27 protein-coding genes are annotated in these 26,980 nt (G+C 48.4%); 8 read left to right on the top strand and 19 right to left on the bottom strand.

What is annotated here, in order from left to right:
- Nucleotides 1–266: 266 nt before the first annotated feature.
- Complete coding sequence (locus M2277_RS00245) at nucleotides 267–641, top strand: BlaI/MecI/CopY family transcriptional regulator (protein WP_006211220.1); 375 nt, start codon at nucleotides 267–269, stop codon at nucleotides 639–641.
- Nucleotides 642–650: 9 nt separating this feature from the next.
- The gene (locus M2277_RS00250; protein WP_063479998.1) at nucleotides 651–2,075 is read left to right on the top strand and encodes a M56 family metallopeptidase; all 1,425 of its coding nucleotides are present in this window, start codon (nucleotides 651–653) and stop codon (nucleotides 2,073–2,075) included.
- Between the two features lie 118 nt (nucleotides 2,076–2,193).
- On the opposite strand, the gene M2277_RS00255 is transcribed toward M2277_RS00250, so the two are convergent.
- The gene (locus M2277_RS00255; protein WP_036642144.1) at nucleotides 2,194–3,939 is read right to left on the bottom strand and encodes an ABC transporter ATP-binding protein; all 1,746 of its coding nucleotides are present in this window, start codon (nucleotides 3,937–3,939) and stop codon (nucleotides 2,194–2,196) included.
- A 248-nt stretch (nucleotides 3,940–4,187) separates the two neighbouring features.
- Here M2277_RS00255 and M2277_RS00260 point away from each other — a divergent pair, with 248 nt between their 5' ends.
- Nucleotides 4,188–4,700, top strand: coding sequence for a hypothetical protein (locus M2277_RS00260; RefSeq protein ID WP_006211223.1), 513 nt, complete (start codon nucleotides 4,188–4,190; stop codon nucleotides 4,698–4,700).
- Nucleotides 4,701–4,848: 148 nt separating this feature from the next.
- On the opposite strand, the gene M2277_RS00265 is transcribed toward M2277_RS00260, so the two are convergent.
- Entirely contained in the window at nucleotides 4,849–5,298 is a 450-nt protein-coding gene (locus M2277_RS00265; protein WP_280753911.1) for an NUDIX domain-containing protein, read from the bottom strand.
- Between the two features lie 47 nt (nucleotides 5,299–5,345).
- Complete coding sequence (locus M2277_RS00270) at nucleotides 5,346–5,651, bottom strand: HesB/YadR/YfhF family protein (RefSeq protein WP_006211225.1); 306 nt, start codon at nucleotides 5,649–5,651, stop codon at nucleotides 5,346–5,348.
- A gap of 577 nt (nucleotides 5,652–6,228) precedes the next feature.
- Here M2277_RS00270 and M2277_RS00275 point away from each other — a divergent pair.
- The gene (locus M2277_RS00275) at nucleotides 6,229–7,986 is read left to right on the top strand and encodes an ABC transporter ATP-binding protein (RefSeq protein ID WP_280753912.1); all 1,758 of its coding nucleotides are present in this window, start codon (nucleotides 6,229–6,231) and stop codon (nucleotides 7,984–7,986) included.
- Complete coding sequence (locus tag M2277_RS00280; RefSeq protein ID WP_280753913.1) at nucleotides 7,987–10,092, top strand: ABC transporter ATP-binding protein; 2,106 nt, start codon at nucleotides 7,987–7,989, stop codon at nucleotides 10,090–10,092.
- A gap of 120 nt (nucleotides 10,093–10,212) precedes the next feature.
- On the opposite strand, the gene M2277_RS00285 is transcribed toward M2277_RS00280, so the two are convergent.
- From M2277_RS00285 to M2277_RS00300, 4 genes are all read right to left on the bottom strand, one after another.
- Complete coding sequence (locus M2277_RS00285; RefSeq protein ID WP_076150482.1) at nucleotides 10,213–11,139, bottom strand: S-layer homology domain-containing protein; 927 nt, start codon at nucleotides 11,137–11,139, stop codon at nucleotides 10,213–10,215.
- Nucleotides 11,140–11,206: 67 nt separating this feature from the next.
- Nucleotides 11,207–11,671 (bottom strand): hypothetical protein, encoded by a 465-nt coding sequence (locus tag M2277_RS00290; protein ID WP_006211229.1) that lies wholly within the window; start codon nucleotides 11,669–11,671, stop codon nucleotides 11,207–11,209.
- Between the two features lie 80 nt (nucleotides 11,672–11,751).
- Entirely contained in the window at nucleotides 11,752–12,483 is a 732-nt protein-coding gene (locus tag M2277_RS00295) for a hypothetical protein (RefSeq protein ID WP_036642142.1), read from the bottom strand.
- Nucleotides 12,480–13,379, bottom strand: a complete 900-nt coding sequence (locus M2277_RS00300; protein ID WP_280753914.1) for an ABC transporter ATP-binding protein — start codon at nucleotides 13,377–13,379, stop codon at nucleotides 12,480–12,482. Before M2277_RS00300 ends, M2277_RS00295 begins: the two co-directional genes overlap by 4 nt.
- Nucleotides 13,380–13,665: 286 nt before the next feature.
- Here M2277_RS00300 and msrA point away from each other — a divergent pair, with 286 nt between their 5' ends.
- Nucleotides 13,666–14,187, top strand: coding sequence for a peptide-methionine (S)-S-oxide reductase MsrA (gene msrA / locus M2277_RS00305; protein ID WP_036642461.1), 522 nt, complete (start codon nucleotides 13,666–13,668; stop codon nucleotides 14,185–14,187).
- Nucleotides 14,188–14,364: 177 nt separating this feature from the next.
- Here the strand turns inward: msrA and M2277_RS00310 are convergent, their stop codons facing one another.
- Both M2277_RS00310 and M2277_RS00315 read right to left on the bottom strand, forming a co-directional pair.
- A complete protein-coding gene (locus tag M2277_RS00310) occupies nucleotides 14,365–14,703 on the bottom strand; it encodes a four-helix bundle copper-binding protein (protein WP_006211234.1) in 339 nt (112 codons plus the stop codon).
- 126 nt (nucleotides 14,704–14,829) lie between these two features.
- The gene (locus M2277_RS00315; protein ID WP_280753915.1) at nucleotides 14,830–15,924 is read right to left on the bottom strand and encodes a CobW family GTP-binding protein; all 1,095 of its coding nucleotides are present in this window, start codon (nucleotides 15,922–15,924) and stop codon (nucleotides 14,830–14,832) included.
- A 108-nt stretch (nucleotides 15,925–16,032) separates the two neighbouring features.
- Here M2277_RS00315 and M2277_RS00320 point away from each other — a divergent pair, with 108 nt between their 5' ends.
- On the top strand, nucleotides 16,033–16,551 hold the full coding sequence (locus M2277_RS00320) for a MogA/MoaB family molybdenum cofactor biosynthesis protein (protein ID WP_148246944.1): 519 nt from the start codon (nucleotides 16,033–16,035) through the stop codon (nucleotides 16,549–16,551).
- Nucleotides 16,552–16,627: 76 nt separating this feature from the next.
- Here M2277_RS00320 and M2277_RS00325 read toward each other — a convergent pair whose 3' ends face one another.
- Together M2277_RS00325 and M2277_RS00330 are read right to left on the bottom strand one after the other, a co-directional pair.
- The gene (locus M2277_RS00325) at nucleotides 16,628–17,155 is read right to left on the bottom strand and encodes a hypothetical protein (protein ID WP_280753916.1); all 528 of its coding nucleotides are present in this window, start codon (nucleotides 17,153–17,155) and stop codon (nucleotides 16,628–16,630) included.
- A gap of 87 nt (nucleotides 17,156–17,242) precedes the next feature.
- A complete protein-coding gene (locus M2277_RS00330; RefSeq protein ID WP_280753917.1) occupies nucleotides 17,243–18,241 on the bottom strand; it encodes an NADPH:quinone oxidoreductase family protein in 999 nt (332 codons plus the stop codon).
- Between the two features lie 713 nt (nucleotides 18,242–18,954).
- On the opposite strand from M2277_RS00330, the gene M2277_RS00335 reads away from it, so the two are divergent.
- Nucleotides 18,955–19,263, top strand: coding sequence for a hypothetical protein (locus M2277_RS00335; RefSeq protein ID WP_280753918.1), 309 nt, complete (start codon nucleotides 18,955–18,957; stop codon nucleotides 19,261–19,263).
- An 82-nt stretch (nucleotides 19,264–19,345) separates the two neighbouring features.
- Here the strand turns inward: M2277_RS00335 and M2277_RS00340 are convergent, their stop codons facing one another.
- The 8 genes from M2277_RS00340 to M2277_RS00375 form a co-directional block, all read right to left on the bottom strand.
- Complete coding sequence (locus tag M2277_RS00340; RefSeq protein ID WP_036642127.1) at nucleotides 19,346–20,800, bottom strand: nicotinate phosphoribosyltransferase; 1,455 nt, start codon at nucleotides 20,798–20,800, stop codon at nucleotides 19,346–19,348.
- Nucleotides 20,801–20,880: 80 nt separating this feature from the next.
- Entirely contained in the window at nucleotides 20,881–21,435 is a 555-nt protein-coding gene (locus tag M2277_RS00345; protein WP_036642124.1) for a cysteine hydrolase family protein, read from the bottom strand.
- Nucleotides 21,436–21,499: 64 nt separating this feature from the next.
- Nucleotides 21,500–22,285 carry an NUDIX hydrolase gene (locus M2277_RS00350; protein ID WP_036642123.1) on the bottom strand — a complete coding sequence of 262 codons (786 nt, stop codon included), beginning with the start codon at nucleotides 22,283–22,285 and terminating at the stop codon, nucleotides 21,500–21,502.
- 162 nt (nucleotides 22,286–22,447) lie between these two features.
- On the bottom strand, nucleotides 22,448–22,897 hold the full coding sequence (locus M2277_RS00355; RefSeq protein WP_006211244.1) for a YlbF/YmcA family competence regulator: 450 nt from the start codon (nucleotides 22,895–22,897) through the stop codon (nucleotides 22,448–22,450).
- A 109-nt stretch (nucleotides 22,898–23,006) separates the two neighbouring features.
- Nucleotides 23,007–24,566, bottom strand: a complete 1,560-nt coding sequence (miaB, locus tag M2277_RS00360) for a tRNA (N6-isopentenyl adenosine(37)-C2)-methylthiotransferase MiaB (RefSeq protein ID WP_006211245.1) — start codon at nucleotides 24,564–24,566, stop codon at nucleotides 23,007–23,009.
- Nucleotides 24,567–24,810: 244 nt separating this feature from the next.
- Entirely contained in the window at nucleotides 24,811–25,383 is a 573-nt protein-coding gene (gene pduL, locus M2277_RS00365) for a phosphate propanoyltransferase (protein WP_006211246.1), read from the bottom strand.
- 176 nt (nucleotides 25,384–25,559) lie between these two features.
- Nucleotides 25,560–26,519 (bottom strand): dipeptidase, encoded by a 960-nt coding sequence (locus tag M2277_RS00370; RefSeq protein WP_280753919.1) that lies wholly within the window; start codon nucleotides 26,517–26,519, stop codon nucleotides 25,560–25,562.
- 82 nt (nucleotides 26,520–26,601) lie between these two features.
- Entirely contained in the window at nucleotides 26,602–26,862 is a 261-nt protein-coding gene (locus tag M2277_RS00375) for a stage V sporulation protein S (protein ID WP_006211249.1), read from the bottom strand.
- Between the last annotated feature and the right edge of the window lie 118 nt (nucleotides 26,863–26,980).

Raw genomic sequence — 26,980 nt, forward strand, 5'->3', positions numbered from 1 at the left:
GCCTCAAAGGGGGTGTCCCGAAAGATCTTAGATCTGGCCGGACGCCTTCTTTTTCCTATTAATAGACACTTTCTCTACGAATCGTTCCTCGTATCACTACCGCTTATCTACTCACTTACCAAGAACAGAATGCTATCAAATGTAATAAATCACTTTCTTTCTTCTTCTCTTGACGAACCACTACATAATGTAGTAAATTGTAATCACTACGTAGTGTAGTAATTCATTTCGTTATGGACGCATAACGAACTCAAGAGGTGCTCACCGTGAAACAGGTACAAAAATTATCGGATACTGAAATGGAACTAATGGAAGTAATTTGGGAGTGTACGCCGCCTGTGACATCCACCGAACTCCTGCGTTTGTTTTCTCAAAAAGGAAGGGAATGGAAACCGCAGACTATATCCACCTTTTTATCGCGCTTGGTGGACAAAGAGGCGCTTGCAGTTACGAGGCATGGACGGACAAATCAATATATGCCTCTCATTTCTCCTAAAGATTATAAATTACTCGAAACGCAAAACGTGCTGGACGGGTTATATCAAGGCTCGGTGAAAAACCTAATATCGGCTCTATACGATGGCGACAAGCTATCAGATGAAGACATTTCAGAACTGAAGAAATGGTTTTCGGAAAAGTAGGTGCACCTTATGAATACGATACTTGAATTGCTGTCTATCCTTACCGTTGCCGGAAGTGTCGTCGTAGTCTGTATTCTTTTACTGCGAATCGTATCCATCCATGCTATTCCACCAAAATGGCGTTATAGAATTAGCAAAATGGCTTTAGGCTTTTATCTTCTACCTGTAGTGCTTGGTATACAGTGGGTTTCACGGTTCTTTACTTTCAAGTTTAAAGCAACCACCCCCATCTCAAACCAGTTGCCATTAAATGTACAACATACGCTACCTGGACATTCAGGGTTCAATCCGAAGCCATTTATGGCAGAGCAGACTATTTCAACCCATATAGCCCTTCTCCTCCTCAGTCTATGGGGACTCGGAGCTGTAGCCTTTGCCGCTTGGCAGACCGTTTCTTATCGCAGATTATTGAAAATCCTGGAACAGACGCGTTCCTCCGTTTCGGAGAATAGTGAAGCAGCTAAACAACTCCTTTTTACCAAGCAAGCTCTTGGTGTTACTAGCAAGGTCCAGCTTGCGTACAGTTCTGCCGTTCGGAGTCCAGTGCTTGTCGGCCTTTGGAAGCCAACCATCTATCTCCCTATGGAGAATACCGTAGACATGGATATGGGTATGGTGATCCATCATGAGTTGATTCATCTGAAGCGAAAAGATTTATGGGTCAAGGCGTTCACCTTGGGAGCCAGTGCCTTACATTGGTTTAATCCCTTGGTACACATTCTTCAGAAGGACATTCACACATGGAGCGAGCTTTCTTGTGATGAGGAAGTCGTAAAAGGGATGTCCTACGCCGAACGAAAACGCTATGGAGAAACCATCTTGAACGTCATGGCAGGATCAAGAAATTTACCCGTACGATTTTGTGCCTCCTTATCCGGTGACGGAAAACAATTAAAAAGGAGATTAACGATTATGCTCAGCGTAAAGAAATTGAAAAAGAAAACAGTGTACCTCACGATAACAGCTGTATTTTTGGTGGCCGCAATTAGCACAACAGCAGCGGCATGGGCTTCCAGCAACACGCCCAAAGTAGTAGAAGATGAAAAAAGTCAATTTAAAGCTCAATCAAATGAAGTTACCTTAAAACCTATAGACGAAACTAAAACAAATGAGGTGGAAGTTTCTCGTTCTACACCTGCATCTGATAATGAAACAAATACAGGATCGCAAATCAAAGAAAATACGGATATACCCAAAGCTCCGGATGCAAGTGAAAAAAGCGCTCCTGACCCTCTAGCAGTTGAAGAACTGATTATGCCAGTAGACGAAGGTTATAGAAAGTCTCACCTAACTGAAATCCCTCCGGGCACTTCAATCACGGTAAGATCCATGACACCTGAAAAAAAGACTTCGATGAAGGAACTTGAAGAGGAATTACAAGCAACAATGAAACTCGAGGAGTCTATCGACTATGATGAATCTTCTCATAAATAACAATTTTGAAAAAAGCACTGCCTCAAAGGCAGTGCTTTTTTCAGATATTGTTGACTTTATTTGTACACCTTTTCCATTTTTGATACCCTCCGCTTATTGCTGAACACACCCTGCAGCTTTAAGTCTCCAAATGCTGCACGTTATACAATCTCGCATAACTTCCTTCGAGATTCATCAGCTCGCTGTGCGTGCCCTGCTCTGTAATCCGGCCATTCTCTAACACGACAATCTGATCGGCATGCGTAATCGTCGAAAGGCGATGAGCAACAATCAAGGTTGTACGGTTATTTGACAGGGAGGCAAGCGCCTGCTGTATCAGGTGCTCCGACTCCAGATCCAGCGCCGAGGTTGCCTCATCGAGGACCAGAATGTCCGGGTCTTTAAGAAAGACGCGGGCGATCGCCAGTCGTTGCTTCTGTCCTCCCGAAAGTTTAACGCCTCGTTCACCCACCTCGGTATCATAGCCCTGCGGCAGCTGAGTAATGAAATCATGCGCATTGGCCGCTTTGGCGGCTGCAACTATCGCTTCTTCCTCTGCTTCCGGATTACCGAACAGAATATTTTCCCGAACTGTGCCACTGAACAGGAAGTTATCCTGCAGCACCATACCTACGGCCCCCCGCAAACTGTCCAGCGTCAAATCCCTGACGTCGTGTCCGTTGATCCTAACAGCGCCTTGCTGCACGTCGTAGAATCGGGGAATCAGTCCGATGAGTGACGACTTGCCGCCGCCGCTCATGCCGACAAACGCAACGGTCTGGCCTTGCTTAATGGTCAGGCTGATATCTTTAAGCACCCAGCCTGCATCGTCATTGTACTTGAAGCAGACACGATCAAACTCGATCTGTCCGGCTCTCTTGAGCGTTTTGGCATCAGGACGGTCCAGGATGTCATAAGGCTCGTCCATGAGCTCCTTGACCCGCTCCAGCGACGCTGAGGCCTGTGTCAGAACCGTTGAAGAGTTGATCAGGCGGCGAAGTGGAGCATACAGCCTGTCAAGGTAGCCAAAAAAGGCTACAAACGTACCCAATGTCAGATCCCCCTGAATTACCCGGTACCCTCCGTAACCGATCACCAGGATCGGCGCAATATCCGTCAGCGTATTGATTATCGAGAAGGTGAGCGCGTTCCAGCGGGTCTGGGCCATCGCTTTATTCAGAAAATTTCCGTTGATTCCTTCAAATTTCTTCTGGTCATAACGCTCCAGGGTGAAACTTCGGATAACCGAGATGCCCTGAATCCGTTCATGCAAGTACGCCTGGATGCCTGCCAATGCCTGAGAGCGGTCTTTGGTCAGCCGCTTAAGCCGCTTGTACAGCAGATTCACCGCGAGTCCATACAAGGGCAGAATCGAGATGGCGACCAGGGTTAGCACCGGATTCATAAAGAACATAACAATCAAAACAAACAGCAATGTAAACATGTCCAGCCAAATGTTCATCATACCGACTTCGACCAGATTCTTGGACTGCTCCACATCGTTAATAAAACGCGATATCGCTTCGCCTACCTTGGTATTCTGATAGTAACGCAGAGATAAGCGCTGCAGATGTGCATAAAGCCGGTTACGCATATCAAACAAAATTCGGCTGGTAATAAACTGGGCAAAGTACTGCCTCAAGTATTCAACCGGACCACGCACAACAACAAACAGCACAAGTGTACCGGCCAGAATCCACATCAAATCCTGAATTTTCTGCTCGATGGTCATCTGCTGGTTAATCAATAGATCATCAACAACGTATTTCATGATCATCGGCAGTAATAACGGGATTGCAAATTTGATCATGCCGATAATGAGAGTCAGAATGATCCACTTCATATAAGGCTTTACGAAGGGATAATAGATTTTCCATGATTTCAATAGTAATAACAGCCCTTTCCCAAGATTATAGAATTATAAGTTTTCCGCGAGGCTGAGCCTATTCGATAATCGCAAGAAAAAACACCCTCCAAAGCGGGTCTGTCTTCTGTGAAAGTACATGGATAGACGTTTATATAGCGTAACATCCACCCGGTTGTTAGGGGAAGAGCAGTTGACAATTGTGAACTTCAATGCTTTATTAGTTCTAAACTTATAAATAGTATCATGTCACGCAGGAGGATTTAGTCATGACCAGAATTTTCGTGACGGAGGCCGTTATGCTAGCCATTTACGGCCAGCTGTTAATACCATCTAAACCCGTCGAATACATCATTCCATACACTACGATTTTGGAATTATATGAACTTCATACCACCGATGAACATCTCATGAACAGCAGTGCTGATGATCAGCACGTCAAGATAAAGATCGGCGAATTGATTTCCTATTTTGAAGAGCCGTTGAATAAAAAGAAGATCGAACGGGCCCTTCAAGTTCCCTGGGCGAAAAGCCCATCCATTCCCGTTGGCGAAACCACCCGGGTATCCGTCATGAACACGATGGACACGGCACCGTACGGGGAGTCGTTTGATCCGATTGAAACCGAGCTGCTCCTGGCATCCCAAAGAGCGGAAGCTCCCATTCTAACAGATCAATACGAATTGATCCAGCGTATCGTTGATAGCGCTCTTCCTGTTCAGGTCTATGATATCGACGATTTTGATTTTGCACTGGAGGTCCCGTTTTCCGGTCTGACTTAATGGTCGATATCGGATTGTGCGGAACACAAGCTAATATAGCAAAGGAGTCCCTCCCCCGGTTTGAATGGGGCAGGGACTCCTCATTATGACCGAAAAAAATTCCCCAAGCGGGGAATTGAAGGCATGCACGCTGATGCCACCTAGGCTTTCAGATTTTCTCTTTTACCTTGTCCAGCAAGTGCACCGTAATGGCATCCATGGCCGGCAATGCATGAAAGTCAAAATATTTAAGTGATACTTCCGTATTAGGAGACAGATGAATTGCACTGTGCAGACCGGTTGCTGCATACACGCCAATCACATAATACTCCTCATCTCCGCCAAGATGCTTCTTCCTATACTCTGGACCCGATACAAGGTCCAAGAGTCGCATATCATCCGCTGTCAGGCCACTCTCTTCCCACAGCTCTCTGGACGCTGTATCTTCAAGAGCTTCGCCAGGCTTCAGGCTTCCCATCGGGAACCCCCACTCGTCCTTGTTCTGCCGCTTCAGGAGCAGAATCTCTCCATTCTCGTTCAGCACAAGCACCGCCGCTTTCACACGGACCACCGAACGTTTGCCGATGTATTGGCGAATATCACGGTGATATACGCTCATCTTGGGAACCTCCTCTCCCTAGATGGCGCTGCAGTCTCTCACTCAAGTTAATTTACTGCGCCCTCTTCTTCATAAATATACGAAATGTCATCCAACGATTCCTCATATTTCACGCGAAGCGTATAACCGTTCAAATACCATAAATCCTGCTCTTCCATAAAGAACGTTACCTCTTCCGAACGCTCTGTCAGTCCCGCTTCTCTTGGTTCTTCTACTGAAATGCCTAGCGAAAAGCCGGGATGCAGCCCCCCGCCTGAACTATATCGCGGAAAGAAGCGAACGAACGTGCCTGCTTGAAGATCAAGTTCCTTCTTGTACCAACGTGCCGCCTGATCGCTGACTTGAATTTGCATGTATCGTACACCCTCCTTAGACGTCATATAATGTTGACCCCATCGTTATTAAGGACGGAGACCTTAGGAACGGTTCATATTTGGTTGTAGTATTATCATAACGCAAACGTATGTTAGGATACAAATCATTTTGATAATAAAATAGTGACATAAGGTTGTCCACTGCCTGCTGTTTGAAATAACCTGCCCTGTTCTCGAAAAAATAAGTTTGACACATTCCAGTTCATGGTGATAAAATTCAGTCCATACAAGAGCGATTTGAATAAATTGTAAAAATGACGAAGAAAGGGTGAGTGACATGTTTAAACTTATTGCTATGGATAAAGATCATCTGCATCCATTCCTAAAATTAAATATGGATCGACTCTCCCATGGTGCTGTCTCATAGTCATTAAGCTTCGTTCATTCGCAAGAATGACCAGAACGAAGCTGCTAACCGCTGCACGGAAGTCATGATCACCGTGCGTATGATAAATTCAAAATTAATGAAGCATATCGTCCGTCCTCGGATGATGTGCTTTTTTTGGTTTTTGCGGGTGATATGATGTCAGAACTGCATACGAAAGGAAGGGATAATGTGTTTGCCGTACTTAAAAATTTAGGCTGGTTTTTCAAGCGAGAGAAGAAACGTTATTTGATCGGCCTTGCACTTCTCATCTTTTGCGGACTGGTTGAACTTCTGCCGCCGCTCTTGCTCGGAAATGCCATTGACGATATCGTCAGCAGTTCGATAACCTGGGCCTCCCTGGTCCAGTATTTGCTCATGATTCTCGGCATCGTCGCTGTTGTGTACTGTGCCACGTACATATGGATGCACCGGCTGTTCGGTGGAGCGAACCTTGTAGAGCGCCTGCTCCGCACCCGGTATATGAATCATTTGCTCCGAATGCTTCCGCCTTTCTTCGAACGAAACCGTACCGGAGATCTGATGGCAAAAGCAACGAATGATCTTCGCTCCGTGGCAGCCACCGCCGGTTTCGGCATGCTGGTCATGACGGATTCCACTATATATTTGATCGTGGTCCTGTTCGCCATGGGTTTCATTGTCAGTTGGAAGCTGACACTCGCTGCCATTTTGCCTATGCCGATCATCGCGATTGGTATGGTGATCTACGGAAGAGCCATTCATAAACGCTACACGCTGGCGCAGGATGCTTTCGGCGACATGAATGACCAGGTTCTGGAGTCGGTTGCAGGCGTGCGTGTCGTACGTGCTTATGTACAAGAGCGCGCCGATCAGAAACGCTTCCAGGACATCACGGATGATGTATATCGCAAAAATCTGGCCGTCGCCAAAGTAGACGCCCTGTTCGAACCGACCATTAATTTCTCCATCGGACTGAGTTATGTAATCGGTTTAACCTACGGGGTATACCTGGTGTTCCAGAACCAGATCACCCTCGGAGATCTCGTATCGTTCAACATGTACCTCGGGATGATGATTTGGCCGATGTTTGCAATCGGAGAATTGATCAACATTATGCAGCGGGGGAACGCGTCCCTGGATCGGGTTAACCAGACGCTGAACACTCCGCCGGATGTAACGAATGCTGAAACGACTGTAGACGTGAAGGTTCCGGATACCATTCAGTTTCGGGATGTGACCTTCCGGTATCCGAGCTCTACTATAGATAATTTGAATAACATCAACTTTATGCTGCAGAAGGGCCAGACGCTCGGCGTTGTAGGCCGTACGGGCAGCGGTAAATCTACGCTGCTCAAGCAGCTTCTTCATGAGTATCCTACCGGAACCGGCGGCATCCTTATATCCGGTGTGCCGATGGAGATGCTCTCCACCGACCAGCTCCACAGCTGGATCGGGTATGTACCGCAGGAGCAGATTCTATTCTCCAAAACGGTTCGGCAGAACATCCAGTTTGGCAAAAAGGATGCAAGTGATGAACTGATCATGGATGCCATCACAACGGCCGCTTTTGACCGGGACTTGGTTACCCTCTCCGATGGGCTAGATACGCTTGTGGGTGAGAAAGGCGTTGCCCTGTCCGGGGGACAAAAACAGCGGGTCTCGCTGGCTCGCGCTTTCATCGGCGACCCTGAAATCCTGATTCTGGACGACTCCTTGTCCGCGGTGGATGCCCGGACTGAAGCCAGAATCATTGACAACATCCGGAGCAAGCGCGCCGGCAAAACGACGCTTATCTCCACGCACCGTCTCTCGGCGGTTCAGCATGCCGATGTCATCGTGGTGCTGGAGGAAGGCCGAATCATCGAGCAGGGAACGCATGATGGACTGCTGGAGCTCGGCGGCTGGTATCGTGAACAATACGAACGCCAGCAAGTAGAAAACAATCTAACCTCTGAGGAGGTGTCTTAATTGACTCCAACGGATACAACCATATCGAATGAATCCGGAATCGCCAAACGGCTGTTCCGGTATGCCTTAACGGCAAAAGGCACCTTCATCACGGCTTTGATTCTGCTGGCGATTGGCGTTGCCGCAGAACTGGCAGGTCCCTTCATAGCAAAAACGATGATCGATGAGCACATACTTGGCATCGAGCGGCCTTATTACGAAACCACGCAGGTCGAGGGTGCTGCTGCGTATAACGGGACTTACTACAAGCGTGAAGATCGCTTTCAACTAGGCGAGACACGCGGGCAGGAAGTACGCCTTGTCCAATCCGGCCGCAGTTTCTATTTCATCAACGAGCCGGTCGCCCGGGTAGAAGGCAAACGTTCCTTCCAGGATGGTGTATTGACGATTTCTTACGCCTCGGAGAAACAGCAGTATCCGGCTGTCCCATTATCCAAGGAGCAGCTGTTTGAATTTTATAAACCGGAGCTTCCCAGCATTTATAAGCTGGTCGGCCTGTTCCTGATCTGTCTGCTTATTTCCATGATCACGGTATTCGGCAGAACCTACTGGCTGCAATCCGCTGCCAATCGGGTCATTCAGAAGCTGCGTACCGATGTTTACGCCCATATTCAGCGGCTGCCCGTGAACTTCTTTGATAACCTGCCGGCAGGTAAAGTCGTTTCCCGGATCACCAATGATACCGAGGCGGTAAAAGACCTGTTCGTTGCAGTATTATCTAACTTCAGCTCCGGAGCCGTGTATATAACCGGTGTCTACATTGCCCTGTTCCTTCTGGATGTAAGATTAGGCCTAATCAGTTTGTTTGTAATCCCGATGTTGATCGTGTGGACCATTCTGTATCGCAAATTCGCGACCAAGTACAACACCGTGATCCGCTCCCGTTTGAGCGAGATCAATGCCATCATCAATGAATCCATTCAAGGTATGGCCATCATCCGTGTATTCCGCCGCCAAAAGGCTACCCAGGAAGAGTTCGAAGCACTGAATGCGGACTACATGGCCCATCAGAACAAAATGCTGAACTTGAACTCCTTCACCACCCACAATCTGGTGAATGTGCTCCGTAACATTTCCTTTGTAGTCGTTCTCTGGTATTTCGGCTCTGCATCGCTGAACGGTGCCGGCATTGTATCGATCGGGGTGCTGTACGCCTTCGTTGATTTGCTCGGCCGTATGTTCCAGCCGATTACAGGTATGGTGAATCAGCTGGCAGCCCTCGATACCTCCATTGTCTCTGCTAAACGGGTATTTGAGCTCATGGACGAGACTGGAGAGAAAGTAACCGATGGCGGCATGCCGCGTTATATGGGGAATGTGGAATTTCAAGACGTGTCGTTTGCCTACAAGAAGGATTATGTTCTTAAGAACATTTCATTTGAAGCGAAGCAGGGGCAGACGGTTGCGCTTGTAGGACATACCGGATCCGGAAAAAGCTCCATCATCAATCTGTTGTTCCGTTTCTACGATCCACAGAAAGGAACCATCACCATTGATGGTCAGCCTGTTACCGACATTCCGAAACAATGGCTCCGCAAGCATATGGGTATCGTACTGCAAGATCCCTATCTGTTCACCGGCACCATTGCTTCCAATGTCAGCCTGGGTGATCCGAGCATTACCCGGGAACAGGTGGAGCAGGCACTCCGTGATGTGGGTGCAGACCGATTGCTGGCTCACCTGCCGCAAGGCTTTGATGAGCCGGTCCTTGAGAAGGGCAGTACGCTTTCTGCCGGTCAACGACAACTGATCTCATTTGCCCGGGCCTTGGCTTTCAATCCGGCCATTCTGATTCTCGATGAAGCCACGGCTAACATCGACACAGAGACGGAAGCGCTGATCCAGGATGCGCTGGAAGTATTGAAGCGAGGTCGTACCACGTTTATCATTGCCCACCGCTTATCCACGATCCGCAGCGCCGATCAGATTCTGGTCCTGCACCGCGGGGAAATCGTTGAGCAGGGCTCCCATGATGAATTGATGGAGCTCGGTGGAAGGTACTTCAAAATGTACCAGCTCCAGCAAGGAAGCACTGCCTCCCTGCCGAACGGCAAGGAAACGGTTGGCGCCGCTGCCCATAGTAAGCTGGCTGGTGGCCATGTTTAGTTGATGAAAGAATATACGATGCAGATTAAATAGAAGAAGGCTTCCCCATGCACGAATGCAACATTCGCACGGGGAAGCCTTCTTTTTTACATAAAATTATGGCCTCGGTATTCTATGAGATCACTTCGTGAAATTAATGATACCGGCCGATTTGACCGTGATTTTGGAATACTTGGCTGGCACTAGCACGTCATCCGAAGACTTGGAGATGACTTGCGGGTAAATGTTATCCGGATCGGGCTCAAGAACTTTGTAATAGATAACCGCTTCGGAATCACTTACATAGTCGACCGAGGAAATTTTAATGCCATAACCCGGATTTGGCAGATCATCTTTGGTTACCGTTACTTTGTTCTGCGATTCATCCACCTTGACCACGCTGGTGCTTATACCCGATTCGGGCTGTTCGGGTTTCTCGGGTAACGTGATCTGCTGGTGCTCTTCAATGAACTGGATCGAATGATAAGCAAGCTCTGCCGCCTCAATCCGCGTTAAATGATTCGTTGGATGGAACTTGTCATTGCTATCCAGCTTAGCGATTTTGGTTAAGAGCAGGAACTGCACCGCTCCCCGGCTCTCCTCCTTCATCAGGTCCTCGTCAGCCACATGCAGATACATCGCAACGACAGGATAATTTCCCGTCTGCTGAATGGCTTCCGAGAGCAGAGTCGAGAACACTTCCCGCGTTATCGGTTCATTCCACTTCATGTCTGAGGATACGGATAATCCGTTCTGAACCGCGATATTCACGGCGTTGGCATACCAGGCATCCTTCGGCACGCTGTCAAACGAACGGCCACTATAGTTCGGCTGCACTTTCAGATCAGCCACATTAACAATCATCTGCACCGCTTGGGCAGTTGTAATCGTCCTGGACGGAGCGAATTTGTCAGCACTTATGCCTTGGATAATCCCTTTCGCCTGCAGCTCCTTCACCATTTGCAGCGGCTTCTGCTCCTGGATATCCGTGAAAGCAGAGGCGGCGCCAGCACCGAGTAGTGACGAAGTAACAAGCATTGCAGTTAACAATTTGGTTGTTTTTTTCATATTTACACCTCCTATAATCTCTGACGCAGAGGTGCTGGAATATGTTTCATCTCCGCCCTATTTTCTTCTAAACACTTTTTTCGCTGTCCAAGCCCAGCTTCACGTACATTTCACGGGAATATCCTTGCAGTTTCTGCTCCAGCGCCTGGGCCTGGTCCTTGAATGCAGTCAACTCCCGAATCATTCGGGATCGACCGGCAGGGCTGAACGTCTCATGAATCCGCTCTTTGAAATAATCATGAACGATATAATTCCGCTGCTTCCACACTTCCTTTAGTTGAAGTGTTTCTTCTTCGGAGAATGGAAAGTAATGCTGGATCTCGTGCACCAGCTGACCGAGAGAACTGCTTAATTTCCGCTGATATAGCTGCGTGAAATCTTCTTCCGAAGGCACGTTCCCTTGGGAGAGCTTGATCAGCATCAACAAATTCGCAAGCTGCTGCTCAAGAGCCTGTGAATAATACACCGCTAATCCGAAATAGGCAAACAGCTCTTTGGAGTGGTCACTGTCCAACAGTCGAGATTGTTTCATGGTATCCTCCTCTAGTATTGGCTGTCTTTACCGTTTCTATTTGTGTATATCCTATATGGTAAAGGAAGACTGCACCTACTTCAACCTACTTTTCGGATCGCATTCGCCGCATCCTTGCGGCAGGCAATCCATAGATATATCACCAGTAAAATAAAGCTGTATATGAACAAATATGTAATTGTCAAAGTCAACATCAGCATAGACATTCCTTCAGCATGCATAAACAGATTAATCATAACGGAGACGGGTGGCAGTATATAAGGGACAAATCCAAAAGAATCCGGCAGCCCCTGAACGATGGATTGTCCTGCTAATGCAAGTACGATAACCATGAACAGCAAGCCGGCTGCTCTCCCCTGGTTCTCCATGAAACTGATTTGAAAAAATAAGGACAGCGAAATGCCAAGCAAGGCTAGTCCAGCATGGCCCACGTAACCTAGAGCAAGCTCATCGAATGTAATCGGCTTATCAAACATCCCGAAAATGATAGGGTAAAGAACCGCAAACAAGCTGAAAATCAAAGACAGTAAAGCAACCGTGGAATATTGAGCGGTATAAAATCGTCTAGAGCTGCCGCTATGAACAATAAGGAGTATGGATTGACGACCTTGGTCATGATTAAGAAAATTCATGCCGAGCCAGGCTGAACCGATAAACAGCAGCACAGCGGTTACGGCATAACTGTCCAATATCGGATTTGGCCGGTAGGAGTATATAAATACCACCGAGATCAATATAAAGGCGACTGGGGCGAAATACCGGTACGATCTCGTGTAGCTCGCCAGCATGTACTTAATCAACGGAATTATCATGCCCTCATCCCCTCAACCTGTTGGCTTAAAGGAGATTCCACCTGCTCCATCGTCTCCCCGCTCCACGGCTCAAGGCGGATTATGGATCCCCCCGACTGCAGAATCCGGAGCAAGATATCGTCTGCTGAATGCTTGCGTACAACCATCGATGCCGGATTCCCTCGGGATATCCAATATAGAAATCCAGGCTCCCCTTCCAGCTCCCGCAATCGGTCCGGTTGAACGTCAGCGAATTCCAGCTTCGTTCTTGCGTCAACATTATGGATAGCGAGCACACCGTCTCGTTCCATCCGCCCCCGCTTCAGTTGTGTCACCCGATCGGCTAGCGAGGCAATCAGCAAGGGTTCATGAACGGACATCGCAATCGCTGTTCCCTGCCTCTTCATTTCGCCTAGGATACCGATCATCTCCATCTGGGAAGACTCGTCCAATCCTGACAGAGGTTCATCCAGAACAAGCACATCGGGCTGCCGAAGCAAGGCCTGCATTAAATTGACCTTTTGGAGCATCCCCTTGGAGCATAATGTCATTTTGGTGTCCTGCAGCTGAAAAACGTTCAGCATCGCATCGATCCGCTTCGTCGCTTCTTGTGTATCCAATCCTTGAATGCTGGCCATATGGTGCAAATATTCTGAAGGACGAAACCGAAGAGCAGGAAAGCGCTCCGGTACATATCCGAAACGCAAGGATGCTTCTAGTTCAACTCTGGATCCCTCAGAGGGAATCGCAAGTCCGGCTATGATATGGAGCAAGGTGCTCTTTCCCGCTCCATTGCTTCCAATTATGGCTACGCACTCGCCTCGGGATAAACTCCAGCTGATATTTTGCAATACAGCAGACTTTCCGAAACGTTTATGTACTCCGTTCAATTCGAGCAGCTCCTGCAAACACTTCAACTCCTGTTCCCCTTGTTCTGGTGCTGTATGTATTGTAGAACTTCTCTATGTGAAAGCACGGCAGCTCCATTTACTCTTGGACAAGGCTCGTATCTTACATGACAATAACATTTTATGGACGTCGTTTCAATGATGGCTACCTTTCGTGTAAGTTTTTTTGATTGACGGGCAAAGGGGGTGCCATTATTTTAATAAGGTATCGTAGACGAATGGGGAATAGGGGCTTATAATTACTTATTTATAGAAGCATTACACACCATCATCTTAGAAATGGGGAATCAATGTGATACAAAAAGCAACGTTTGCCGGAGGCTGCTTCTGGTGCATGGTTAGTCCGTTTGAGGAACAGCCGGGTATTCATGGCATTATATCGGGATATATGGGCGGGACGCTTGAGAATCCTACATATGAGCAAGTCTTAACAGGAGAAACTGGCCATTTGGAGGTTGTGCAGATTACATTTGACCCGGACATTTTCCCCTATGAGAAATTACTGGAGTTGTATTGGCCGCAGATCGATCCTACCGACGCTACAGGCCAAGGCAATGATCGCAAGAGCCAATACCGTGCAGCTATTCTATATCATAATGAAGAACAACGCGAGCTGGCCGTCAAATCGAAGGAAGAACTCGCCAAGAGCGGACGCTTTGATCAACCGATCGTGACCGAAATCCGGGAAGCATCCGTATTCTATCCTGCGGAAGAATACCATCAAAACTTCCATCGCAAAAATCCGAAACACTACAAGGAATCCAGAGTATACTCCGGCCGCGACGCCATTATCGAAAAGTACTGGAAATCATTCTAAAGTGAGAAAAGGCGGCCCCACGGGCTCGCCTTTTCTGTACACAGCAGTGAACCATCTGTCTGCTGTTTAATCATTCGCCCAAACCTCAGTCCATACTAGGCTTGGCGGATCAAACCATCTGCTATCAAAAAACCTGTTCCCTGACTGACAAAGGGGACAGGTTTATGTACTTCTATTTTAGGCGTGGCTCAGCATTTCCTGGCAGACCTCGGCACATCTACGGCAAGCCTCCGCACATTCTTTGCAGTGCTCATGATCGTGCTTTCCGCACTCTTCCGCGCAAGCCAGACAAGCCTTGATACATAGTTCGCAAATCTCCTTGACGTAAGGGCTTTTACGTGACATTGCTTGAGCTGCAAACGCACAAATATCGGCACACTCTCTGTTGAGTGCAATACAATCGCGAAGCATAGCCAATTCGTATTCTTTCAGACAGGATACATAGCATACATTGCAAGCGTTCATACATTGGAGACATGCTTCGATGCATTCTTTATATTTGAGTTCATTTAACATTGTGGATATCCTCCTTGTAGTTACTACGCTATGCCTTAGTATTAAACGCTGGATGGCTGTCTGAATCAAATGCAGGTGGGAGAAGCCCAAGGTACAATTAGCCAAAAGAATCCACAGCAGTACAGCTTATGCCAAAAGGTTCTTCCCCTCCAGCGCTTCAAGCTGCTGCTGGAGCAGCGATTTCTGGAAGTGCTCACCGATAAACACGACCACGTCGGGTACTTGTCCCTGAGGCGTGATTTTCATAAAATCGGATTCGCGGAACGCATACTGGAACAGAAAACGGCTGTTGGTATCGCTAAAGGTAAGAATGCCCTTGGCCCGGTATACATCTCTCGGAAGCTCCGCTATCAAACGTTCGAACTCCACACTGTTCACAGGCTGGCTGAAATAATACGTGTACGACATAACATGATCGTGAGAGTCGTGCGCGTGGATATGGTCATGAGAATGAACATGAGTAGGGTCATGGCTAGGGTCATTATGTAGAGAATGCGCGGTATCTTCTTCACGAACATGAGCATTCATTGTTTGCTGATCATGACCTGCATCTTGAGTGTCAAAATTGGCCGGGTTCACGCCCCCTCCAATGCCGGTTTCCATCGCCGCACGCTCTTCACCTTGCAGCAGTTCCTCCACATTCACCGCACAGCGCACCGCAGGCAGAATCGGCGCATACGGATTCCAGCGCTCCACCAACTGCCGGATCGTTTCTTCATCCTGTTCGTTGACCTGATCCATCTTGTTCATGATCAGTGCGGAAGCCGCGCGAATCTGCTCCTGCATCAGTCGGTAGGTCTTTCCTTTTTGCTCGGCATTCAGATGCAGCAGATGTGCGGCGTCAACTACCGTAATCATCTTTTTCACATCGATTCTCATATATAACGAAGCTTCCGCGGCGGCATCCAGAATCTCCATTGGATTCGCAATCCCCGTCGCTTCAATAACGATGACATCCGGCTGCTCCCGCTGAACCAGCGTCGCAATCTCCGACGACAGATCAGAGCGAATCGTACAGCAGATGCAGCCGCTCAGCATTTCAGCTGTCGGAACCTCTTCGCCGGCGATAAGTCCATCAATATTGACCTCGCCGATCTCGTTCATTACAATAGCCGGTCTCAAACCCTGCTCCTTCCAATGCGCGATAAGCCGGCTAAGCAAGGTCGTTTTTCCACTGCCAAGAAAACCTGATAGAATATATATGGGTGTTACGTGTTCCACGTTCCATACTCCTTTGCGTGCATAATTTATTATGCTAGCGAGTGTACTACATTTCATCCACTTGCTGCAAGCGTCCTACCATTAACCTAAACAGGAGTCGTGATTCAGATGAACTCAGCACAAGAACATAAACGGCAATCCCCCGCTTCCGTGAACTGCATGGTCATCACCGTCTCGGACACACGGACCGTTGACACGGACAAGAGCGGTAAACTGATGATGGGCTTGCTGGAAGAAGCCGGGCATGCGGTTGCGGCCTACACCATTGTTCAGGACGAATATGAAACGATTCGGGAGCTGATATACACTGCAGTGAGCAACCCCGGAATTGATGTCGTGCTATTAACCGGCGGAACAGGCATATCCAGCAGAGACACCACTTATGAAGCAGTATCCTCCTTGCTGGACAAGGAACTCCCTGGATTCGGGGAGATTTTCCGCTACCTCAGCTTTACCGAAGACATTGGTTCTGCTGCGATCTTAAGCCGTGCTATTGGCGGTACGCTAAGCCACACGGCCGTCTTCTCCATGCCGGGGTCTGCCGGAGCCGTACGGCTTGCAATGAACCGTATTCTTCTGCCAGAGCTGCGACATATAAAATATGAGCTGGACAAACACAAGTCATGATCACCCTTCGAGAGATCCAGGAGAATATAAAGAAAGCCGGATGCTTGTAGTCATCCGGCTTTCTTTTATTTTTGCACTAACTGCTGACGCGCCCTTGATATTTGGCCAACAGCGCGGGCGCTATTTTTTTGACCTGGCTGTAATAGTTATCCGTCTTATCTCCAGTCGATGTGTAGACGATCGACGTTTCCTTGTCGCTGATGATCAAATTGTGCCCGCCGGCCACGTTGGCGTCACCCTCCGTGACACCAAAAATCTCCTTGATTCCTTTTTCCCTGGCCGCTTGATCCTGATAGACGTAGACGGTAATAAACTGGCTGGCATCATAATTGATCCGGTACTGATACGTGATGTTGCCAATTTCATCCTCCGCATAGGTCTCATTGGTCAGCGGCATCTTCACTTTGCTAAAAGAAGCTTGAAGCTCCTCAAGAAACTTTCCGTTCATACCACGTCCTGATATCCGGGCCTCTCTTGAGCCTTCCTCATAAGCCTTCATGTTGTATAGGCGCATTTCATCCTTGGCCACTTGTCTAGAGCAGCCTACCGATATGGCAAGAATGGAACACAGCAATACTGCTGCAGCGATTCCGCGATAATTCATGTTCACTCACCCTTCCCTTGGTGTCAAAGGTTACCTTGCCTTAGGATGCCTGCGGGTAATGAACATTATGCGAATTCAAGCTAATAATTAAAGCGATATGACACTTCTTCCGACTGCTCCTCCCTGCAAGATGGTATTCAGCACGTCAGGGAGATCGGTCAACCCGTATTCCCTGATTCCTTCTTGAAGTACGGCTGTCGGCTTCCATTCATCAGCAAGCCTGGACCAGACGGATCGGCGATAGACCATTGGGCAGTATACCGAATCGATCCCCAGGAGATTAATCCCTCTCAAAATAAACGGAAACACCGTGGTATCAAACGCACCGCCGCCAGTCATGCCGGAAACGGCGATGCCCCCGCCGTATTGTACACTTTTTAGAAGGGAGCTCAGCTGGCTGCCCCCGACAGGATCCACCACCGCTGCCCACCTCTCAGCCGCTATCGCTCCTTTTGAGACAGACTCGGTTTCTTCCCTGGATATAACTTCATCAGCTCCAAGCTTCTTGAGCCAATCCGCCTGACTGGATTTGCCGGTCGATGCCGTCACACGGTAACCCAGCTGACTCAGGATCGATACGGCAAAACTTCCAACTCCACCCGTTGCACCCGTTACAAGAACCGATCCCTGATTCTGCTGGAGTCCGTTTCGCAGTAATGCCTCAATCGACAGGGCTGCGGTAAAACCTGCAGTGCCAATGGCCATCGCCTCTCTTGGCGACAAGCCTTGCGGCAGAGGCACAAGCCAGTCTCCCTTGACCCTGGCATATTGGCTGAATCCACCTTCATGCGATACGCCCAGCTCGTAACCGGTGCAGAGGACATCATCGCCTTCCTTGTAACCGGGATGCGAGGATTCCACTACGGTTCCCGCCAGATCAATGCCTGGGATGAACGGATACCTGCGCACTATTTTGCCTTCCGGAATGCTGGCAAGCCCGTCCTTGTAATTAACCCCGCTGTACAATACCCGGACAGTAACATCTCCTTCAGGAAGCTGATCGATGGAGATGTTCTCCACGCTTCCACGAACCTCTTGCTCCTCTTGACGAAGAACATAGGCTTGAAAATTGGTTTGGCTGCACACACTTCTCACTCCTTCAGTTTTATATTTTGATTGTATCCCCGTATAAAATCTGCGCCATGAATGTTGAAACTGTGCATATCCGCCGGAATAAGGCGATTTCTGCGCTTTCCCGAGAAATAATCCGCAGCAACAGATTCAAAAGTAGTTACAGGTTATGTTAGGATGAAAAAAGAATCCTCCTCTTGCTATAACTACTTCATATACGGAAGTTGAACTGAACATTATGAACAATTCTATACAGGAAACTCAAGCGTCATCCTTCCGCTTTTCGTTCCTGCTTACCTTAGTGACATTACTTCTGTTCCCCGTCGCCAGCAAGCCCGTCAGTCAAGCTCTTAAAAGCATTGGAATACATACAGAATTGGGAGGCATCGCCGGTTCATTTCTCGTTTTTTTTCTGAGCTTGGGACTTATCCTTTTATTTCTTCGCTAAGTCTACGGAGCTGTTCCCTTCATTACCCGGCCTGGCCTTAAAGTGTACTTACAGATGGGTCTCCTCTTTATCATCATTACAGGGACCTGCGAATACTTCAGCACTTACCGCTCGGTTGAAGCATCTGTATTGGATAAAAGCCATGCTTACCTTGAAGCCCCCTTCAGCATGGAGAATGCCCGTATTATACATCCGAAAGCATCTTCAGATAAAGCCTATGCCTTTGTCGTCACACCTGGACTGGGTCTGCAATTATCAAAGGGGATGGTTCGGATGGGATATGTCCGTTGTATCCACATTCTACCCTCCGGCTGAGAATTCCTCTTCGCCTTCCATATTTTCAGAGACAAATGTTCACTCATCGCTCGCCTTCGGGATATACAGAAGCGAAGAACCGCTTCGGATCTATGTGAACGGTCAGCCTGCACCATCTATACCTTATCGCCAATTAAGACCATATGTCAGTGAAGATTTGTACATGTGGTATTACGAACATCAGCCTGACCCTGTCATGAATAAGGATAAACTTCATCTGATCGCCCGCGATGCAAACGATAGCGTTATAGCTCAAGATCAGCTTGATTTGTAGCCATGCACAAAAAGACACTCCCTCGCATGCCAAGCAGCAGATAGGGAGCGTCTTATTTTATTTCCACAGGTTAATTCTATTTCTATTCTTCATGCTGTTCCATAAACTCAGCCATCATGCGATGCTTGACTTCCCAGACCTGCTCACTAAGGTTAACCCGGTAAATCTCCGGATTCAGCTTGCGCAAATATTCCGGCCAGAACTGATCAAGCTGCGTGTTATGATAACTCCGTATCTCTTCCAGCTTCGGCAGCTCATATACCAGCTCACCCTGCAAGAACACCGGTTCAAGCATGGATACAGCCTCAAAGTTCTGCACATTCTTACGCATATAAGGATGCAGCGGATTAAACAGCTTTAGCTTCCCGCTGTCCGGCGGCATCTCCTCTTCAGGGAAGCAGATGTAATCGGCAATGGCTTTACCGCTGCCTTTGGATATGATGCGGTAAACCTCTTTTTTGCCTGGCGTCGATACTTTTTCGGGATTGCCTGAAATCTTGATGGTCGGGACCATCTCACCGTCAACCTCACGCTCTACCAATTTATAGACGCCTCCGAGAGCCGGCTGGTCTGCGGCGGTGATTAATTGGGTTCCGACACCCCAAGTGTCAATTTTGGCTCCCTGTGCTTTAAGATCCAGAATGGTTCCTTCATCCAGATCATTCGAGGCTACGATGCCCACATAGTCAAGACCGGCCTCATCCAGCATTTTACGGGCTTGAATGGACAGATAAGCCAGATCCCCGCTGTCCAGACGGATGGCATTCATCCGTTTCCCCTGGGCTTCCAGCTTCTTCGCGGTTGCAATTGCATGTGGAATCCCACTCTTTAACGTATCAAACGTATCCACCAGCAGGGTGACCTGATCCGGCATCACCTCAGCAAATATGTCAAAGGCCTCCTGCTCGCTCCGGAAGGTCTGTACCCAGGAATGCGCATGCGTGCCTTTGGTGGGAATACCGAATTTCTCCCCTGCCAGCATATTCGAAGTGGCGTGGAAGCCCGCCAGATAGGCTGCACGCGCCCCCCAGACGGCCGCATCGGCTTCCTGCGCTCGTCTTGTGCCAAACTCCAGCAGGATGTCCCCGCTGGCAACCTGACGGATTCGGGAGGCTTTGGTGGCGATCAGCGTCTGGAAGTTCATGAAGTTCAGAAGCGCGGTTTCCACCAGCTGCGTTTCGAATATGGTTCCTTCAACCCGGATGAGCGGCTCGTTCGGGAAGACCAGCGCCCCCTCCTTCATGGAATGAATATTCCCTTGGAAGCGGAACTGGCGAAGCTCCTCCAAAAACTCAGGTTTATACTTCTCTTCCTGTTTGGCCAGATAGGCAATGTCATCTTCCGAGAACCGCAACGATTCAATGTAATGTACAATCCTCTCCAAACCGGCAAAAACAGCGTACCCGTTGCCGAATGGCAGCTTACGAAAATAAGCCTCAAATACCGCACGCGTACGATGAGATCCGTTAATCCAATGAGCATACATCATGTTGATCTGGTATTTGTCCGTATGTAGTGCTAATCCTGCTGTCAGCATCACGATCATCCTCCAGTGTTACCCGTTTGCCCCTTTATGCTTCCGGGCAATTCACAAGCTGTCATCTTAATTCGTTCATCTTATTTCGTACCATCTTCACTGCGCACAACCGCTGCACCGAGACTGCCTTGAAAATGACCTAAAGCCCACTGATGGCCCTCTGGATTGAAGCTTGCAACAGCATCCTCATAAACCGTAATCTTATATCCGTAATTGTAGGCATCCACCGCCGTATGAAGGACACAGATATCCGTGCATACCCCGACCAGATCCACTTCGGTAATCCCGCGTTCACGCAGCTTTTGATTCAGATCGGTGCCGCAAAATGCACTGTACCTCGTTTTGTCCATCCAATAGATCGTTTCCTTGCGTTCCTCGTACACCTGTTGCAGATCGCCGTATAATTCGCGCCCCCGCGTGTCCCGAATGTTATGAGGCGGAAACAGCTTCGTTTCCGGATGGTAAGCATCATGTTCCTCGTGAAGGTCTACAGCCATCACAACGAAATCCCCGTTGTCATTATACTGTCTGGTCAAGTCGACAATTCTATGCTGAATGTTAATGGCCGGCTTGCCTACAGGCAGACTGCCATCCACGAAGTCATTCGTGAAATCTATCACGATTAAAGCCTTCATCTGACACACTCCTCTGTACATTGATTAATGTGGCCGATAAAAAACAGTGGCTTGAGATTACATGTTACGTATAAATAGATAGCAGCGGTGCATGATCCGTAAATCGATACAATTGGGCCGGTCGTTGGGAGTACTGATTCGAGTTTAGAGGTTTGCCATCCTCATCACGGGCTTCCTCCAAAATTCCCTGCCTGCTTCGGGTAGAAGTAATCTTACGGATAAAGTTGGGTTCATTGAACTCCGGCACGACGGTTTGGATAACCTGATACAGTTCGCTCAGTGTAAAATGCTCCGGCAAAAACTGTCTGGCAATCGTCGTTTGCAGCATTTGCTGCTGAATCTTGTGATACGCATCCATGATGATATCCCGGTGGTCAAAAGCAAGCTCCAGCTCCTCCAGAGCCTCCGCTACCGTGAATAGTCCAACCTCTTCTGCATCATCGGCAGCCTGGCGGTGCTCCAGCATCCATTCTTCCACCAACGCGTAGAACGCATGGCTGATGATCCAGCCGCGTGGATCGCGACCGGGCGCGCTATACACACCCAAATATTCCAAATGACCGCCATCCACCCCGGTCTCTTCTTTCAGTTCCCTCTTGGCTGCATCGTAAATAGACTCACTCTCACGGCAAAAACCGCCTGGAAGTGCCCACATACCGGCACAAGGCCATGATCTGCGCCTAATCAGCATCACCTTAAGCTCCCGTATAGGCAGTGTCTTGGTGAAGGTCTTCCGCTCCCGCTTCGTCAAGGTAAACATGACGATATCAGCGGGTACACCATCCGGTGTTCTATATTTCTTGGCATTGCGCTGTGGCGCCTGTTCATGATCCGTCATTTCCATCACCATAACTATTAATTTGATAATTTCATTATGACATATTTAAAGATGATGTCAAGGATTTCCTCATCCCATCTTCTGCATAAGATTACTATGCCCTATTCAGCCTCATTCTGTGCATGATGGATACGAATAGAAAAGGTGCGGAACCATTCCGCACCTTCGAATCGCCTAACCGCAGCTGCTTGGCGGCGTATCTTTTCCTGTTTCTACATTGACTTTTTCCGAAACGGTATCATGAATCACGGATACGACCAGTTGAAGAAGATAGTTGATATCGCTTTGACTCTGCTGGAATTCCATAACGAGCGGGATGCCGTCAATCTCCTCTTGCAGCTCTTCGATCTCGCGTTCGATTTTCGCAACCATGTCCTTATTCTGAAAGGATTCAAAAGCAACGATTTCTTTTTGCTTTTTCTTGATGGTCTTGATCAATCCTTGAACCCGTTCGTGGTTTTGGATTTTCTCTTCTGCTTGCTTAAACATTTGGACTTCTTCGCTTGTGGATATTAAATTCGCCAGCTCACCGGCTTTTGCCAAAATATCATCGCGTATAATCAATTCACGCGAATTGAATGTTGACATACCATATGTGTTCGTACGAACATGATCTTGTGCCAAGGTTCATCGCTCCAATTCTTCATCATCTATAAGCATATACGCAGCGCCGGGCCGAACTCACAAGGACGGCCTTTACGTACGTCGTGGTAAATTTCTGCCTGCCTCTCTATTATACAGCATCCGATGCAGGAATCGGATTGGAAATCATATCGCCTTTAATATACCAGGTCTTCGTATCGGTAATTTGAACATTCACGAACGTTCCCACCAAATCCCTGGAGCCTTCAAAATGCACCAGCTTGTTCGTGCGCGTGCGCCCTGACAGCATGGAATCATTGTTCTTGCTGACACCCTCTACAAGGACCTCTACCGTAGCACCCAGCAGCCTGTCATTGCTCTGGCGGCTGTACTCACTGATAGCTGCATTCAAACGTTGAAGTCGCTCGCTCTTGACCTCCATCGGCACATTATCCTCCATCACCGCTGCCGGTGTTCCTTCACGGGGAGAATAGATGAAGGTATATGCAGCGTCATAACCTACTTCGCGGACAAGAGACAGCGTCTCCTCAAACTGCTCATCGGTTTCTCCAGGGAATCCGACAATGATGTCCGTTGTAAACGCAACATTCGGAATCGCTTTTTTAATCTTATGAGCAAGCTCCAGGTACGTCTCACGCGTATATTTGCGGCTCATTTTTTTGAGCACCTGCGAGCTTCCCGATTGCACCGGCAGATGAATGTGTTCTACCAGATTTCCGCCCTTCGCCAGCACCTCGATCAGATGATCGTCGAAATCTCTCGGATGGGATGTCGTGAAACGTACACGCGGGATATCGATCTTATGGATCGCATCCATCAGATCGCCGAAGCGGTACTCGATATCCTCAAAATCCTTGCCGTATGCGTTCACATTTTGCCCGAGCAGCGTGATTTCCTTGTAACCCTGACGGGCTAGTTCACGTACCTCAGCTATAACATCCTCCGGACGCCGGCTGCGTTCCTTACCGCGGGTATACGGGACTATGCAGTATGTACAGAATTTATCGCAGCCGTACATAATGTTAACCCAGCCGCGAAGCCCTTCCCGCTTCTTCGGAAGGTTCTCAATGATGTCACCCTCCTTGGACCACACTTCAACAACCATTTCCTTGCTGAAGAGCGCCTCCTGTATAAGATGGGGCAGACGGTGCACGTTGTGCGTACCGAAGATGAGGTCAACGAAGCCGTGTTTCTGGAGAATGCGATTAACTACGGACTCCTCCTGCGACATACAGCCGCAAACACCAAGCAGCATATCGGGCTTCTCGATCTTCAAGTGTTTCAGATGGCCGAGTTCGCCGAAGACCTTGTCCTCCGCATTTTCACGAATGGCGCATGTATTCAGCAAAATGATATCCGCCTGCTTGCGATCCTCGGTGGCTTGATAGCCCATTTGCTCCAGCAATCCCTTAATGGTCTCGGAATCATGCTCATTCATCTGGCACCCATACGTGTATACAATATAATGCTTGCCCGCTCCGATGCGCCGGAACTCCTCCGGCAGCTCTGTATCGTACAGCACTTCTACGCTCTGCTTGCCGCGCTGCTTTTCCTGTCTATGATTAGGCTCCGAAAGAATATTGATTTCCCGGCCGTTGATGCGAATTCTCTTCCCGTGTTCATCTTCCGAGAGAACTTTGGCTCCTGAAAAATCAAAATATTTGGAGTAGTCCTTACTTTCTTTGGACATGCTTGGTCACTCCTTAGATCCACAAAATCTCTGGTTTTACATGACAAAACCTCTTAAATAGGCACTGTTTTAAATTATATCATGATCTTAATGCCTAAGCTACCACTCTGACATGATCGATGCAAACTTCAAAAAAGAGCCTGAAATCGAAATTCATCGATCCAGGCTCTTCCGTACGTGCTTCCTATAAGCGCACATACGTGACATATACCGTTTGTTCCTTCAACCTGACTGAAGTTATAAATTAGTCAATAATTTCAGCAGTATCTCCGTTGTTGGCACCAGCCGCATTCGCTTCGTCCGTATCGATGTGCATATCCAGCGCAAAGTTATCGGATACACGAGCAATCACATTTTCCAGTACAAGACCACGCTCACCGCCAAGACGCACTTTAAGCAGATCCTTGTCTTTAATGCCCCACTGATCCGCATCGGACGTATGGAAATGAATATGACGAGCGGCTACAATAACACCCTCATCCACCGTTACCTCGCCTGCTGGGCCTTTGATGGTGATACCAGGTGTTCCAGCGATATTCCCCGACTCCCGCACAGGTGCTTTCACACCAATTGCAAAGGAATCCGTACGGGAAATCTCAAGCTGGGTTGCAGGACGCGCAGGTCCCAAAATTCTTACTTTATCGAATTGTCCCTTCGTTCCAATTACCGCTACCGTTTCATTGGCTGCGAATTGTCCTGGCTGGGACAAAGGCTTGAATTCTGTAAGCTGATATCCAGGGCCGAATAATGCCTCAATATGCTCCTGGGATAAATGAATATGGCGGGCGGATACACCCACAGGTACAGTTTTACTCATCTGTCTCTCACTCCTTGTTTTTCTCTATATGCTGTACGTGCCATCACCTATTATACTCTCTATTACCCAAAAATAAAAAGGCAGCCCGATGATTCTGGGTGCCTTCTTCTCATTTCTCATATGATCTGCAACAGGATTGTCAAAGTTATCTTTGAATCATGGGCGTTATGCGAATTTTATTTCTCTTTGGACGGAGCCAAAGGCAAATTCTGTTCAAGAAACCGGAGCGCATAATCAGACATCCAGCCTTTTACCATTGATTCAGGATAGTGCTTGAGGAGCAGCTCCTGGAAGTCTGGATATTTCCCCGGATGCTCAAGCCCGGCAACCCACTGATCAATCCCGTCAAAATCCGAACCGAACATCATGTGTTTCTCTCCGCCCAGCTCACAAATCTTCTCAATATGGGGCAGGATGTCCTCCGGCTTCACTCGGTCTGCATCACTCCGAATGAACCAAGGCACAAACGTAATGCCGATCATTCCGTCCAAAGCGATCAAAGCCCGAATCTGCTCATCGCTTAGATTCCGCGGATGCTTGCATACGGAGTACGCATTGGAATGCGAGGCCAGGATGGGACGCTGCGTAAGTTCGGTTAACTCCCAGAAGCCGGCCTGGGACAGGTGGGAAACATCCAGAATAATGCCTGTGGAATTACACAGCTCCACCAGCTGCCGCCCTCGTTCCGTAAATCCACCATTCCGCTGCTCCAACGCCCCGTCCGCAGCCCAGTTGGCATAGTTCCACGTAATCCCCATAAAGCGTACACCCAGGTCATAACAGAGCTTAACGTAATGCAAATTGCCCTCCAGCCCGTCCACACCTTCCAGCGACAAAACACCAAAACGGCTATGACAGCTTTCTCTCATCTCCTGGACCTGTTCTTGCCAGAGCAGCGGTTTGAGATGACCTGGCTTCACAATGCGGCTGCGATACGTATCGATTTGCGCCAGTACCCGCTCAAATGAAGGACGTCCGTATTTTTCCGATAAAAAAACAGCGAATACCTGAAGCGCAAGATCCCCTTCCTCCATACGCTGCAGCGTAACATCCAAATGCCGATCATCAACAAAGGAAGCTTTGGGATCTTCCCACATTTTACTCAGGGCATCACAGTGAAAATCAACTGTCCGCATCGCGGGCTCATCTCCTTCCAATGTGTTACAGCAAAAAGCCTGTTTACGCAAAAGAGAGTAAACAGGCTAATACCTCCGAAATTTATCTAGGTTCTACGATCAATTTAATCGCCGTCCGGTCTTCGCCATCAATCACAATATCCGTAAAAGCAGGGATGCAAATCAGATCCACCCCGCTCGGTGCTACAAATCCCCGGGCAATCGCTACCGCTTTAATGGCCTGGTTCAGTGCTCCCGCCCCAATCGCTTGCAGTTCCGCTCCGCCCCGCTCCCGAAGAACTCCAGCGAGCGCCCCTGCAACTGAATTAGGATTGGATTTTGCTGAAACTTTTAATACTTCCATGGTAAGTACCTCCCCTGGGAATGTTGAGTGATGGTTTGCTTCCGCTTACTAGATGTTATTCGTGAGAGGGGAAAAAATTCCTGCTTTTTGCCATTCGTACCTAATTTAATTAAACGAA

Source organism: Paenibacillus sp. LBL (assembly GCF_029893715.1).
GTDB classification, from domain to species: domain Bacteria; phylum Bacillota; class Bacilli; order Paenibacillales; family Paenibacillaceae; genus Paenibacillus_AQ; species Paenibacillus_AQ glucanolyticus.